This is a genomic window from Shewanella sp. 1180_01 (genome assembly GCF_052850535.1).
The window spans coordinates 115,229-129,137 of the sequence record NZ_VXCT01000002.1; the positions used below are offsets into that span (position 1 = coordinate 115,229).

At 47.0% G+C, this 13,909-nt stretch carries 12 protein-coding genes; 4 read left to right on the forward strand and 8 right to left on the reverse strand.

The annotated features are described in order from the left end of the window. Nucleotide 1: 1 nt before the first annotated feature. On the reverse strand, nucleotides 2-1,810 hold the full coding sequence (locus FW758_RS02895; protein WP_446444582.1) for a protein kinase domain-containing protein: 1,809 nt from the start codon (nucleotides 1,808-1,810) through the stop codon (nucleotides 2-4). Between the two features lie 249 nt (nucleotides 1,811-2,059). Between FW758_RS02895 and FW758_RS02900 the strand changes: the two genes are divergently transcribed. Then, on the forward strand, nucleotides 2,060-2,401 hold the full coding sequence (locus FW758_RS02900) for a hypothetical protein (RefSeq protein WP_106651699.1): 342 nt from the start codon (nucleotides 2,060-2,062) through the stop codon (nucleotides 2,399-2,401). A 102-nt stretch (nucleotides 2,402-2,503) separates the two neighbouring features. Continuing rightward, complete coding sequence (locus tag FW758_RS02905) at nucleotides 2,504-3,160, forward strand: thiopurine S-methyltransferase (protein ID WP_446444583.1); 657 nt, start codon at nucleotides 2,504-2,506, stop codon at nucleotides 3,158-3,160. A 268-nt stretch (nucleotides 3,161-3,428) separates the two neighbouring features. On the opposite strand, the gene FW758_RS02910 is transcribed toward FW758_RS02905, so the two are convergent. Then, nucleotides 3,429-3,620, reverse strand: a complete 192-nt coding sequence (locus FW758_RS02910) for a bacterioferritin-associated ferredoxin (protein ID WP_006080031.1) — start codon at nucleotides 3,618-3,620, stop codon at nucleotides 3,429-3,431. 261 nt (nucleotides 3,621-3,881) lie between these two features. Between FW758_RS02910 and FW758_RS02915 the strand changes: the two genes are divergently transcribed. Then, entirely contained in the window at nucleotides 3,882-5,456 is a 1,575-nt protein-coding gene (locus FW758_RS02915; protein ID WP_006084217.1) for a methyl-accepting chemotaxis protein, read from the forward strand. 85 nt (nucleotides 5,457-5,541) lie between these two features. Here FW758_RS02915 and FW758_RS02920 read toward each other — a convergent pair whose 3' ends face one another. Beyond that, nucleotides 5,542-6,477: a D-2-hydroxyacid dehydrogenase gene (locus tag FW758_RS02920; protein ID WP_446444584.1), complete on the reverse strand. Its 936-nt coding sequence runs from the start codon at nucleotides 6,475-6,477 to the stop codon at nucleotides 5,542-5,544. Between the two features lie 94 nt (nucleotides 6,478-6,571). Between FW758_RS02920 and FW758_RS02925 the strand changes: the two genes are divergently transcribed. After that, the gene (locus tag FW758_RS02925; protein ID WP_446444585.1) at nucleotides 6,572-6,904 is read left to right on the forward strand and encodes a DUF3392 domain-containing protein; all 333 of its coding nucleotides are present in this window, start codon (nucleotides 6,572-6,574) and stop codon (nucleotides 6,902-6,904) included. Between the two features lie 20 nt (nucleotides 6,905-6,924). On the opposite strand, the gene FW758_RS02930 is transcribed toward FW758_RS02925, so the two are convergent. From FW758_RS02930 to rsgA, 5 genes are all read right to left on the reverse strand, one after another. After that, entirely contained in the window at nucleotides 6,925-7,647 is a 723-nt protein-coding gene (locus FW758_RS02930) for a glycerophosphodiester phosphodiesterase (protein ID WP_446444586.1), read from the reverse strand. Between the two features lie 14 nt (nucleotides 7,648-7,661). After that, the gene (locus FW758_RS02935) at nucleotides 7,662-10,865 is read right to left on the reverse strand and encodes a mechanosensitive ion channel domain-containing protein (RefSeq protein ID WP_446444587.1); all 3,204 of its coding nucleotides are present in this window, start codon (nucleotides 10,863-10,865) and stop codon (nucleotides 7,662-7,664) included. A 68-nt stretch (nucleotides 10,866-10,933) separates the two neighbouring features. Next, nucleotides 10,934-11,815 carry a DMT family transporter gene (locus tag FW758_RS02940; RefSeq protein WP_446444588.1) on the reverse strand — a complete coding sequence of 294 codons (882 nt, stop codon included), beginning with the start codon at nucleotides 11,813-11,815 and terminating at the stop codon, nucleotides 10,934-10,936. Between the two features lie 6 nt (nucleotides 11,816-11,821). Continuing rightward, on the reverse strand, nucleotides 11,822-12,700 hold the full coding sequence (asd, locus tag FW758_RS02945; RefSeq protein WP_006080041.1) for an archaetidylserine decarboxylase: 879 nt from the start codon (nucleotides 12,698-12,700) through the stop codon (nucleotides 11,822-11,824). A 62-nt stretch (nucleotides 12,701-12,762) separates the two neighbouring features. Then, a complete protein-coding gene (gene rsgA, locus FW758_RS02950) occupies nucleotides 12,763-13,827 on the reverse strand; it encodes a small ribosomal subunit biogenesis GTPase RsgA (protein WP_259585424.1) in 1,065 nt (354 codons plus the stop codon). Between the last annotated feature and the right edge of the window lie 82 nt (nucleotides 13,828-13,909).

Here is a 13,909-nt window from a genome sequence, read left to right on the forward strand (position 1 = left end):
ATTAGGCGCCTATTTCTTTTGGATTTTTCGGATAAAAGTGATCGGCTTTACGCTCTAGATGGGTAAAGCGGCGGGTGTTTTTGTAGGGCAGTTTCATAAAGCCCGACACGCCGTGGCCTTGGATTTTGCCGACATGATGCAAGATGCGATCGAGACTGGCGCGAAATGCCGCCTGCTTACGGGGGTTGAGCAGCTTCAAGTAACTGTGGATCTTTAAGTGATTCGGCAGCGCCTCAAAAATGATGCAGCCTGTGTGGTGAATTTGGTTGATGCGGGCTAATTCTTCCATGATCTCCACCGGCAATTCGAGGTTTTCGTCGGGATCTTTACCGTCTTCGAAGTAAGAGTGTAACCGTGACTTATCTTCTAAGGTGGGCACATCACCAACTTCAAAGGGCAATTGCAGATCGGCGCTGGCAACAAACGGCTCGCTGATATCTGTTCGCTCGATATGCAGCGTGTCTTTGGCGTTAAAGAAACAGGCCTTAAACACCCCGATACGTTTAATTCCCCGCGCCAGATCCACCATATTGTTGACCGCAATAATTAAGGCACTTTTTTGCTTTGCATCGTAAATCGCAAGATTGGAGTCGATAAACACGCCGGTTTCTTGCCAGTGGATCGCGAGACCGCCCACGATCGGATATTGCGCTAACCGACCCACGGCGGCGATAAAACCTTTTTCGGTATCGCCCATGCCTGCGAGGAAGTTGCGGTAATATTTTTCGAGCTGAATATCATCCATCTTGGCGATAGGATCTTGGGCGTTATGTTCCTTCAAAAAGGACTTACGCGAGCTGTAGCTGACGGTTTCAACATCTTTGTCGCGGGATTGCACCCACACAGGAATTTCACCCTGTAACTCGACTTTGGGCAGTTCTGGTAAATGCAGTCTGTGGCTGTGGCGCATACTTTTTAAAAAGTAATCACCGGCAATATTGCGCTGCTTAGGATCTGTGCTGAGCATGCCCTCTAAGGTGCGGGCTAATTCCATTGGTAAGCCAATGCTGGTGGGCGAGATAACTTGTGCGCCGAAGCGGCTTGCTTGCCCTGAGGCAAGGGCATACAGAGTTGCTGCTACACCTTGCTCATCGAAGCGCGGGCTGGAGAGTGCCCCATTGAGTTGCTCTTCGCCGATAAAGTACACATCGCCCATACGGGCGTTGGTATGTTGTTGATCGCTCGACATTAACGCCATCACATTGTCTTCGACAGGCTTGTTATATTCATCTCTCTGGGCAAATACCGCCGAGCCCCAATCGATCAACGATAAGTGTTGCTGCTCAATGTCGTAAACCAGGTTCGAAGGTTTGATATCGCCGTGCACTAAGGGCTTGCCCGTGCGCAGGTAATACAAGATATCGGCGAGTTGTCGGGCGATGCTCATGACCATAGCTGTGGGCAGGGCGCCCATACGGCGGCAAAGTTGGTCGAGATCTTCGCCTTTTGCCCGCTCCATCACAAGTATGCCTTGCTTGCCGACTCGCTCAAATTTGATCGCGCCCGGCACATTGGGATGCTTGAGTAAGGACAGCATAAAGGCTTCTTCTTCGAGCCTATCTTGAATGTGTTGTGGCAGATTAATCCGCGAGAACTTAAACACATGGGCATCGCCCGCTTGATTGATACCCGCAAACACGAAACCGTAGGCACCTTTGCCGACCAATTCGATATCGGTATAACCTAACTTGCTCAGCTGCTGTTTACAGAGACGGATCCACGCCTTGTGTTTACGGGCATCATTGGCTTTGAGCAAGTAAATGGATTGCTCTTCAGAAATATAAAAATGCTGCAGCTGAGGTGTTTGCAAATTGTGCTCCTTGTTTTGTTCATTTAACCAGTAAGCGGGGGCGATAATCAAATAGCGGCTGGCTTTATTTTAGGATTCAGAGCGGCATTAGTGATCAGCGTCAGGCGCGGCTTACCTATACCATCATTTCGTCACTGACTTTGACTTACATCAAGTTAAATCCTCGCGACTATAGGTAATCTTTGGGACATGAGATGGAATCAGTTTTTGTTAATTAACCCACAGACAAAGTGCAGCTAAGGAGGGCATATGCCCACCCAATATAAAGCCTTGTTGATCGAGCTATTGGAATATCCGCGTAAGCGAATTTTGCAGTCAATGGAAGTGACCCATTGCCCACATGCGGTATTTTTTAATGATAGCGACGAGCAATGTTTAACTTGTCATCAGGGCATGGAATGTATCTGGATGAACCAGAACGACGAGCTGGTGGCCGTGAACGAAAAATCGATTGCCGAGTTAAAACAGCAGTTGTTGATCGCCGTGGATTTTATTGACTCATCGTTAAGCCCGCACCATTTATCACGCCGTCAATGTCAGTGTGATAACTGTGTTTGGCTGCGTAAAGTGCAAGCCACGTTAGATCAGTAAGTGAGTCTTTACATTGCTGAGTTTGTCGAATGGCAGGCAGCTTTGCATCCGCTTTAAAATGTCATTAGAGTAAGGACAACTTTAGCGAATAGAGATAAACCCATGGAACCCGGTTTTTGGCATGAAAAGTGGCACCAGCAGCAAATAGGTTTTCATCAGCAAGACATCAATCCTTTCCTGGTTAAGTATTGGCAGAATCTTGGATTACCCGCAGATACGCAGGTTTTTGTGCCCTTATGCGGCAAGTCGCTAGACATGTGTTTCTTGGCCGAACAAGGGCATCAGGTCATAGGTTGTGAGTTGAATGAATTGGCGGTGCAGCAATTTTTCAGCGATAACCAACTCGAGATGACGCAAACGACCGTGGGTGAACACCAGCATTATCAAACCGAACAGATCAGTTTGTATCAGGGTGATATTTTCACTTTACCTAAGGCTATCACTCAAGAAGTGACAGCTTTTTATGATCGCGCCGCGTTGATCGCATGGCCAGAGAGCATGCGTGCACAATATGCCAAGCAGCTCGCGAGTTTGTTACCTAGCGGCAGTGTCGGCTTATTAGTGACCTTAGATTATCCGCAGGAAGCCTTAATTGGCCCACCTTTCGCCGTATCCCCAACTTGGGTTGAGCAGCATCTGAGTGATGACTTTGACATTGAAGTATTAGCCTCCCAAGATGTGTTGGCCGACAATCCCCGCTTTATTAAAAAAGCCGTGCCTTGGCTTAATGAAGCCGCCTATTTGTTGAAACGTAAGTAGGGTTGAAACGTAAGTAGAATTGACTCGAAAGTGGATCTGCAACCCCATTGAATGATCAGTAGTATTAGAGTTCAGTGGGACTTGTCATTAAAACATCATATCTAAAGTCTAAACTGGCAAGATTATTTAAGACGAAGTGGCGGGCGGATGGAAAGTTTTGTTTTCGCTGGACTTTTTTGATTGAGTTTGCTTGAGTCAGCGTGGTTTTAGCTTGTCGGAAGTGTGTTCGTTAGCGAGTTACCCATTACCACTCTATTCGCGATTCAATTTACGCGACTTCGTAATAATTAGGCTCACGCTCTAATTGATTCTGGATGATCTGCACCGCCATTCTTGCACACTTGCCACATTGATCGGCAACACCTAAGCGCTTTTTCACGTCAGCAAGCGAGCTATCGCCCTGGCTTACTGCATTTTTAATTTGCGTATCGGTGATCGCATGGCAAAGACAAACGTACATATATTAGTCTCCAAAAGAATTGCGCTAATTCTAAATGAAAACGCTTATCAAATGCAATCATGATTTTTGAGTGATTTTCATACATTAACGTTTTTGTTACATGGCGCACGTTTTATCGTCTATGCTAGATGTGTTTTAGCATTACACTGCTAGGCAGTTTTAGAAGTAGGTTCAGGAATATAGAGTCAGGGTGATGATGCCTCACGGATGGATAACTCATGGATGAATAACGAAGAATTAATCAAAGATCCATAAGGTTTCATGAGAACTAATCTACCAGTTACACAGCGAGAATATGATTATCCAGCGGATTGGATTTTATTGTCGACCACGGATACTCAAAGTCATATTACCTACGCCAACCAATCCTTTTGTACCGTTGCCGGTTTTGAACTCGATGCCATGTTAGGCAAGCCTCACAACATGGTGCGTCATCCAGATATGCCTCCCCATGCGTTTGAAGATATGTGGCGCTGCATCAAAAAAGGCGAGCCTTGGAAAGGGATAGTGAAAAATCGCTGCGCCAATGGCGATCACTATTGGGTTGATGCCTATGTCTCACCCATTTCAGTTAATGGCAAAGTCGTCGAGTTTCAATCTGTACGCACTAAACCCACCCGCGAGCAGGTTAAGCGTGCAGAAACGGCTTATGCAGAGTTGAACAAAAAGGGCAGTGTCAGCGCGTTAAAACGTACAGTGAGCATGCCCGCCAAATTGCTATTACTAGCCCTACTTGCCATGCTGCCGATGCTTTACCTTGCTCTGCAAATTGGCTTAATGGGCTTTATTGCCCTAGCGATAAGCATCTTAGTGTTGCTGGTGGGCGGTAATCTGGTGCTGAGTCGTTATTACGCGATAGTGGCTAAGGCAAAGCATATCTACGATAACCCCTTGATGGCGCATATTTACAGTGGAAGCAGTGATGATCTTGGCGCGATTGATTTGGCGCTCCAAATGCAGACCTCTGAGCTTAAGTCGATTCTGGGGCGTGCATCGGATTCCTGTTATAACGTGTCTGAACAGGCCAAAATATCTGCCGCAAAGGGCAAACAAATTCAGAGTACCAGTCAGGCTCAATTGTCTGAAATAGAGCAAGTTGCTACGGCGATGCAGGAGATGACCGCCACATTAGGTGATATGTCTTCCAATTGTGCCGATGCCGCCAGTGCCACGCAAATGGCATCCGCTGAAACCATCAATGGCGATAAAACGGTGTCGAGCACCATTAGCTCGATTCAAGCTATGGCGGAGCAACTGCAACAAACGTCGAAGGTTATTACTGAGTTAGAAGCCCACAGTAAAGATATCGGCACTGTGCTAGATGTGATTCAGAGTATTGCGGGTCAGACTAATCTACTGGCATTAAATGCCGCGATTGAAGCGGCGCGTGCGGGTGAGCAAGGCCGTGGTTTTGCCGTTGTTGCTGACGAGGTTAGGGCATTGGCGCAACGTACCCACGATGCCACCAAGGAAATCCAAAGTATGATTAACCTGTTGCAGCAGGGGACCAATAAAGCTGTAGTCAGCATGCAGCAAGGCGTGGTTGCCGCGTCCCAATGTATTTCAACGGCGGATTTAGCGGGTACGGCATTACGTACGATTCGTGAAGCTATTTCGACCATTACCGATATGACGCACCATATTGCCAGCGCGGTTGAAGAGCAATCGAGCGTGGCGAATGAGATGAATCGCAGCGTGGTGAATGTGTCGCAATTTACCCATTCTAGCCATCAACTTGGCAGTGAAATGGTCGGCTTGAACGATGAAGTGACTCGCGAGATGGATTCTCACTCAGTCTTGGTTGATCAATTCTTAAAGCGCAGCTTTAGGGTGTAATCACCTAAAACGTAAGATAAAAAGGCAATAGTCTGACTATTGCCTTTGCTTTTTCTGCTCTCTGCATCAATTCCTGAGCGCTAACTCAATAGCCCTTACTAAAGTCGATTCGATTCTGCAGTGGCTCACCGCTAATGTAGCGGCGATAGTTTTGGCTAAAAATCTCGACGATTTGTGCGGGATGGCTTGGCGCAGAAATATGCGGCGTGATGATGGCATTTTCCCGCTCCCAAATGGGATGGCTATTGGGCAAAGGTTCTTGAGCAAAAACATCTAAAACCGCTTGTTGAGTAGGTTTAGCGATAAGCTGGATATTGAGCGCATCGAGATCGAGTGCATCACCGCGGCCAACATTAAACAGCACTGCATCATCTTTTAGCTTACCTAAGGTTTCAGCGTTAAGCAGGTTCTGGGTTGCCGGAGTGCAGGGCAGTAAATTGACCACCACATCGGCTTGTATCAACATCTGGACTAAATTGGCCATCGTTTCAATAGCATCAAAACCTTCAACTGTATTACCACTACGATTGATCCCTGTGACATGCATGCCAAAGTGCTTTGCCGTCTGCGCGAGATGCTGGGCAATTGAGCCAGTACCGAGTATGAGTAATCGCATTCCTTGTAAACTTGAGTGGCGTATGGGTGGTTGAACTTGCCACTGTTTTTGCTGTTGCAGCTGGCGATAAAAACCATGACCACGGATATGCGCGAGTAAATAACCGAACACAAACTCACTCATCAACGGGCCGAAAATGCCTTTAATATTGGTAAGTTGATAGTCTTTTCGGCCCCTTGGGCTCATCAGAGCATCTATGCCTGCAAAGCTTGATTGTAACCATTGCAGATTTTTAGCATGGGGCAATTGGGGCGCGGCGAGTTTAGGTTCGGCTAACCAAATATCAGCTTCAATTATGCCCGCTGGATTATCGTCGAGTAGCTCTAAATCAGGGAGTTCCTGCGCCTCAATCAAATCGCGATACTGTTGATTTGCCTTCGTTAGCAAGAGTAACTTGTGCCCCATGGCGTCTCCCTTTATGCTTGGTTATTGTTATTTTTCAATGTGCTGTCGCGGCCACTCAGATGGATTGCACAGCATCTTTTTAGGTTGAGTCATTATGGATCAGTTAGTCGCCCTTATTGCCCAGTTGGGTAACATGCTTCGCCCTTGGGCTTTTGATATTGCTACCGCTATGGTGGTGTGTCTTATTTTGGTTTTTTCAGCGGATGTAAATCGTATCTTAAGGCGTCATTTGTTGGGGCATTCTTTTGTGCTGCGAACATTTGTTTTTATTATTGTGAATGCCTTTGGCTATGGCCTATTGATCGTGAAAGCCACGCCTTGGGTGGCAAGGCATATAGTGGCTATGCCATCCCATTGGATGTTTTTACTGATAGTGGCCGTGTTCATTTTTATCGGCTATTGGGCTCAGCGAAATAACCAAGTCTAATATCAATATCAAGCTTGTCGTTATTCGAAGTAACCAGAGTAATCGGCCGTTGTCATTTGAGTTAAGGCTTGCATGGCGCGGTCGGGATAATTGCTAAACACGCCATCGACGCCTATTTGCTTAAGTGCATGAATATCATCGCAATGGTCGACAGTATAAACATAAACCTTGGCACCTCGGTTATGGGCGTCATCTACTAGTGCTTGGCTGATAAAACTCACATCCAAATGCAATGAATAGGCATTAAGGTCGCTTACCACGCCAGCCCCTTCGAGTGGAATACTGGCAAGCAACGGCGCGACTAAAGCATCTGGCAACGCCTGTTTAAGTTCATGCAGATACGGGTGATTAAAAGAAGAGATCAGTAACTGCTCCTGGGTAAACCCAAGCTGACTCATAGCCTTTGGGTATAAGTCGATTAACGGCGTGACGGTATTAATGCCTTTTAATTCAATATTGACTATGCAGCGCCCCGCAATCAGCTCAAGTACCTGCCATAGCGTCGGAATGGATTCACCTTTCACATTGATGCTTGCCAGATAATCCTTACTTACTAAATGGATCACGCCAGAGCCCGAGCTTTTATTATCAAGCCTTCGGTCATGAAACACGACTAACTCACCTTCGACATTATGCACATCGAGCTCGACGGCCTGAGCCCCTAATTCTAACGCCTTAGCCATGGCAGCTAAGGTATTCTCGGCCTGATAACCGCTGGCGCCGCGGTGAGCAAAAATAAGCATGTTCTGCGATCCTATTAGCTTCTAATAATGCCTTGTTGCTCTCGACTTTGACCATTCTTAATATGGATTTCCATCTGCGGATAGGCGAGTTCGAGATTGTTTTCTTTGAGTTTTTTAGTCACTCGTTTATGTAAATCATGGCGCAGTGGCCAACGTGCCGACATATCTTTTGCATAGGCGCGCACTTCATAATCTTGGGTATGTTTACCAAAGCCGGCAAACCAGACTTCAGGTTCTGGGCTGGCGAGTGCATCTTCACATTCTTGCACCGCTTGGTACAACGTCGCTTCGACTTTGGCGGGATCAGAATCCCGCGCCACCGACACATAAACAATGACCCGCGTAATAGGATCTGACAAAGACCAGTTGATCAACTGCTCTGTGATAAAGGCCTTGTTCGGGATGATAATTTCCTTTCTATCCCAATCGATAATCGTTGTCGCCCGAATTTGAATTTTACTGACAGTCCCCGTTAAATCGCGAATCGTCACTGTGTCGCCAATCCGTACTGGCTTTTCAAACAAAATGATCAGACCCGAAATAAAGTTGGCAAAAATTTCTTGTAAACCAAAACCTAAACCGAGCGACAGTGCGGCAATCAGCCATTGCAACTTAGACCATTCCATCCCGAGATTAGAGAAGCCGATTAATAGTCCGAGGAAAACCACTAGATAACGACTGACGGTTGTGATCGCAAACCCTGTACCGGGGGAGAGATCGAGTCTTTGTAGGATCATCAACTCAAGTAAGCCGGGGAGATTAGTGGCAATCATCAGCGAGAAACCGACCACTATCAGGCCAAACATCAAGGACTTCATGGTAATGGGCAACTGTTGTTCTAGGCCATTGACGCTGGTATTGGTCGTCCACAGCGTGATGCCATCGAGGAAGGAAAACAGCGCCGTATGGGTTTGAGTCCACAGACCAATCAAGCTGACTAAGAAGGCCAATAACAACAGCGAACGCACTAGGCCGAGGGATTGGCTCGAAATGGTTTCCAGATCGACCACGGGTTCTTCGTAGGTATCGAGTCCATCGGCGGAGAGATGATGGGTTTCACCTTTTTCCCGTTGGGCCAAGCGTTCGGCACGTTTTGCCTTAGCGCGGTCGAAGGCGATACGCCGGCGTTCAATTAACATCCAGCGTTTGATCAGTTGGTATAACAGCAAGAAACCCAGACCAAGTACGATCGACAATTGCAGTTGTAACAGCATTTGGAAAGCGGTGAAGTAGTAACCCCTAAAGGCTAATCCGGCACTCAACAAAGGTACAGAAATCAGCAAGGTCCAGAGGATTTTCTGAATGAGTTTTTTGTTTTTACCGTCTTTCTTAGCATCCGAGTTTTTACGGCTAAGAATTAAGATGTCTTTGTATAACAAGAATAAAACGATACAGAAAACAATAAAGGCACCACGGCCTATGCTGTTGCGCACCAGTGAGGTGTCGAGCACTTCGGTAAAGCCCATCAAGCCCAATAATGGACTGGCGACCAGCACAAAGTGTCTGAGCCTTGATTGTCCCGCTTGGATGAGTTTTGAAGGGCGTTTAAAATGGCCCACGAGTACGCCTTTGTCGAGCGTCAGAATAAAGATGAAGCGATATAAGAGGTAGACTAAACCAATCGCCAGTATGCCCATGCCCACTGCTTGCACAAAGTTGCGATCGGATTGATAAAAAATCAATCCCGCCATGATCACAGGGAAAGGTTTTATTAAGGCATAACTGACACTGCAGGCGAGCGCCTTGAGGGTATAAATAAATTTATCTTGGGTCACATTGCCCACATAAGTGGTGTAATGATTAAGCAAGCGATTGAATTTAGGCGTGATTAAGTCCTGTACGACTAAACACAGTACCAGCAATATGATCCACCAAGACCAATAATCGTTTTGCTCTTCCCACGCTTTACCCAGTTCATCCCACTGCGCTTGCTGCACTAGCCAAACCGCGCTGCGCTCAAGGTCGGTCAGCCATAACTTACTGATACTGGCAGCATTAGGCACCCAGAACAAATGCTCGTTAAGGGTGTTTTTGAGGGTGAGGTGCTGCTGACTCAGTTGTTGATAGTTGACCTTCAACTTACCTAATTCACTCAAGTACTGGTCATAGCTTTGCATCAGCTGCGAGATCAAACTTTGTTGGGAGTGCAGTAGCTTAATCTGCTGCTCATTGTATAAGCCGGGCTGTTCTAACTCTTGATCATTAAGGGCTTGTTGCTGCTCTAAATGGTATCTGTCTAAGCGCGCATCGGCGATCAGGGTTTGTAGTTTTTCGTGATTCGGCGGCTTAGGTAGCGATTGCAACATTTGCAAAAAGCGCTCACCAAAGGCGGAGTTCATTTTGACCCAAGTGATCTGTTCTTGGATGTTCGCCAACTGTTTGGCTTGGGATTGATATTGGGTTTCCGATTGCTCTTGTTGCTCGACCACATTGTTGATCTGCAAGGTTAAGGTTTGCAGTTTTTGGCCATAAATCTGGTTAGTGTCGGCAATGTTGCGGGTAATAGGATCGACGACTTTGCCCGTGTTGACTAAGTTTTTGGCTAAAGTGGCATCGGTTTGTTGCTGACGTTGTTTATTGATCGCCTTATTGATGGTTTCAATCAAAGCTTCTTGCTGCACCAGTTGTTGCCGTACTAGCTGTAATTGTAATTGCGTCAGTTCAATGCGTTTTTGGCTGCTGGCGAGTTCAGCCTCATTGGTCGCAAGGCTTTGTTCAAAGAAGAGTCGTTGAGTTTGTTGTAACTCACCCGTTGGGGTATCAAGTGGGGCGAGTTCAGCCTTTTTGTTTTGGGCGACACTCTGCCTCGCGCTGGCGATCACTGTGGGTAAGTCGTTGTGGCGCTGCAATAAATCGTTTACTTGTCGGCCAAGGGTAGATTCGCTTTCTTTAAGCTCAGACAAACGAATATAGGCCATCGAAGCTTGCTGGCTGAGGTCTGTGCCTTTTTCCAGAGAGAGAGGTTTATAGGCTTCTTTCAGCGCTTGGTTGGTGCGCTTCTTGTGTTGTTCAAAATCGATTTGCGCCTGTTGGAAACTGGTCGCACTGGCGGCGAGCTTCTCTATGTTAATTTTTAGGTCGTTAATTTGTTCATCAATGCTGAGATTTTGTTGCTGATCTTGCTTATTTATGCCAAGACGTTTGTCCAACTGCAAAGGCGAATTGGCTAAGACGGAAAATGAGAAAAAAGCAATAACGAACAATAAAATACGTGGCATATGGGCTAAAGACAATTAGGGGCGAAAGACGCTCCATATTAGCCAAATTGCGTTGAGATTGGTATGTTTCAGGCGTTCTTTTTTCGCCGCTGTGACTGGTGCGATTGATGGGTTTCGAAGATGGCGGTCGCGACTATGATAGTGCCGCCGATTACGGTATTGAGATTGAGCTCTTCACCCAAAATAATCAGCGCTAACATGGCGCCATAGAAGGGCTGTAAGCAAGAGACTAGCCCAACCGTTTTGGCGCTGAGTTGCCTCAGTGCGGAAGTGAATAGCGCATGGGGCGCGGCGGTAAAGGCAACGCCGAGTAAAATAATTAACCCCCATACTTCGAGTGAGATGCTGTTCAGTTCCGTTTGGTGCCACGGCATTAGGAACACGACGGCGACCAAGGTTTGGTAGAACATGGCATGTGGGCCGCTGTACTGGGAAAAGTAGCGTTTGTGCAATAAGTTGCGGGCGGTGAACAAGATGGCGGACACTATGCCGATGGCAATGCCCAGCGTAGTGTCGTTACCTAAATTGGCCTCAGGGATGAGTAATATCACCCCTATCAGCACTAACACACCGCTGATCATATCGAGTAATTTTATTTTACAGCCTGTCAGCAACGGCTCGGCAATCACTGTCATCACCGGATAGGTGAAAAATGCGATCATGCCAATGGCAACCGACGAGAGTTGCATGGCGGCAAAATACGTGACCCAATGCAGGCTTACGATAACCCCAAGCCCGATGGCGACCAGATAATCTTGTTTGCTGGCCAGCGTTAGCCGTTTACGGCTGAGTTTGACCAGCAAACCTAACACAGTGGCTGCGACGATACAGCGTAGGAAGGTGATGTCGAGGGCACTGAGTGGGATTAATTTAGAAAACAAAGCCGTGCCGCCAAATAGCAGCACAGCCAAATGTAATTCAATTAATCCCGAAGGTTTAGCAGAACTCAAGAAGGGTTAATCCGCTTGCTTAACATCTTTCAGGTTAGCGAAGGCTTGTCCCATACGCGTAACAGCTTCGGCTTCGACACCTTCAGCAAAGGTCGCGATAGCATCTTTAGCAAACAACATCACTACAGTACTGCCTAACTTGAAGCGACCCATTTCCTCACCTTTGTCTAAGGTAATGGCATCTGGACCTTGGGTTGGATATTCCCAAGTGAAGACTTGCTTACCTGTCGGCGGCGTGACTGTGCCTGCCCAGACGGTTTCGATACTGGCAACAATCGTTGCGCCAACCAATACCATGGCCAATGGACCTAATTCGGTTTCGAAAATCGCCACCACACGTTCGTTGCGGGCAAAGAGACCGGGTACGTTTTTGGCCGTTAACGGATTAACCGAAAACAGTTCGCCAGGTACGTAAGTCATTTTTGATAACGTGCCTTTAATCGGCATGTGGATACGGTGATAGTCTTTAGGCGCCAGATAGATAGTCGCAAAATCACCGCCTTCGAAGCGTTTAGCATCTTCAGCTTGATCGCCAAGCAGGGTTAAGGATGAATAGTGGTGACCCTTAGCTTGGAAGATGCGGCCGTTTTTAATCGGGCCTAATTGGCTTACGGCGCCATCGACGGGATGCACCATGATATCGGCGTCCATATCTAACGGACGAATACCGGGTTTAAGGGCGCGGGTAAAAAAGGCATTAAAGCTTTTATAGGCTTCAGGCTCACTCTGCGCCGCTTCGCTCATATCAATTTTATATTGTTTAATAAACCACTTGATAGCGGCCGTGGTTAACGCGCCCGCTTCGGCGGCGGCGAGTTTACCCACTAAACGAGATAATAAGTGTTTCGGCAGCATGTACTGCAGCGCAATTTTGACTTTATCCAATTTTAATTCCTTTTCTTACTGCTCAATCTTTGCTGAGACTGTTGTTATTTATCAATAAGTCGCTATTCGTCAGTGGCCGCACGGAAATGGCGGGCATGACGTTGTTCATCTAAGCTGGCGATAATTTTATGGTAATTATTAAAACGATCTGCGCTGATCTTACCTTGGCTCAGGGCTTCTTGCAGTGCACAGCCGGGATCGTCACCGTGTTTACAATCGCGGAACTTACACGCGCCAAGATACTCGCGAAACTCGATAAAACACCAGCCCACACGTTGTGCAGGAAGATGCCATAGGGCGAATTCGCGCACGCCTGGGGAGTCGATTAAATCGCCGCCACTAGGTAAGTGCAACAGTTTGGCTGTGGTGGTGGTGTGCTGACCTAAACCTGAGTTATCGGAAACATCACCAATCACTAGTTCGGCATCGGGTAATAGGGCATTGATGATCGATGACTTACCCACACCAGATTGGCCGGCAAATACGCTGACTTTATCTTTGAGTATGTCTTTGATGGTATCGATACCATCACCTAACTTGCTGCTGACTTTATAAACTGGATAGCCAATATCTTTATAGCGCTGCAGCGCTTCATCGATTGCCTGCGCTTCATCGGGATTGAGCAAGTCAATTTTATTCAAAATGATGATAGGCGGAATATCAGTATCTTCGGCGGCCACTAAATAACGGTCGATGATCTGGGTGGTAAAGCTGGGTAATACCGAGGACACAATTAAAATTTGGTCGATATTCGAGGCGATAATTTTCACGCCATCGTATAAATCTGGGCGTGTGAGTGATGAGCGACGTGGATGAACGGCTTCAACAATACCCGCTATGCCGCTATTGGCTTGGCTCTCAATGGCTAAGCGTACGATCACTTTATCGCCAGTGACTAAACTGGTGACGGCACGGCGAATATTACAGCGCACAACTTGGCCGCTTTCGGTTTCTATGTCGGCATGTTGGCCAAAACGAGAAATCACAGTACCGGGCTGTTCTTGCCCCAGTGAACTATCCTGTAATTCTGGCGTATTTTTTTCGCCACTGTCACGATTGAGTCGCTTCTCGTGATTAGCACGCATACGGCGTAATTGACCTTGGCTTAGGGGTTTCTTTTTACTCACTGATTCGTCTTCGTCAATTAGGTGATTTTTTGTGTCGGAAAAAAGCAGTATGATACACGCTCTTGAATAAAAAAGCCTGAAT

Excerpts from the sequence above, each read along its gene's own strand:
- FW758_RS02900 (WP_106651699.1), top strand. The coding sequence starts at position 2,060 with ATGCCCACCCAATATAAAGCCTTGTTGATCGAGCTATTGGAATATCCG.
- FW758_RS02935 (WP_446444587.1), bottom strand. The coding sequence starts at position 10,865 with ATGCCACGTATTTTATTGTTCGTTATTGCTTTTTTCTCATTTTCCGTC.
- FW758_RS02910 (WP_006080031.1), bottom strand. The coding sequence starts at position 3,620 with ATGTACGTTTGTCTTTGCCATGCGATCACCGATACGCAAATTAAAAAT.
- FW758_RS02920 (WP_446444584.1), bottom strand. The coding sequence starts at position 6,477 with ATGGGGCACAAGTTACTCTTGCTAACGAAGGCAAATCAACAGTATCGC.
- FW758_RS02930 (WP_446444586.1), bottom strand. The coding sequence starts at position 7,647 with ATGCTTATTTTTGCTCACCGCGGCGCCAGCGGTTATCAGGCCGAGAAT.
- FW758_RS02915 (WP_006084217.1), top strand. The coding sequence starts at position 3,882 with ATGAGAACTAATCTACCAGTTACACAGCGAGAATATGATTATCCAGCG.
- FW758_RS02905 (WP_446444583.1), top strand. The coding sequence starts at position 2,504 with ATGGAACCCGGTTTTTGGCATGAAAAGTGGCACCAGCAGCAAATAGGT.
- FW758_RS02925 (WP_446444585.1), top strand. The coding sequence starts at position 6,572 with ATGGATCAGTTAGTCGCCCTTATTGCCCAGTTGGGTAACATGCTTCGC.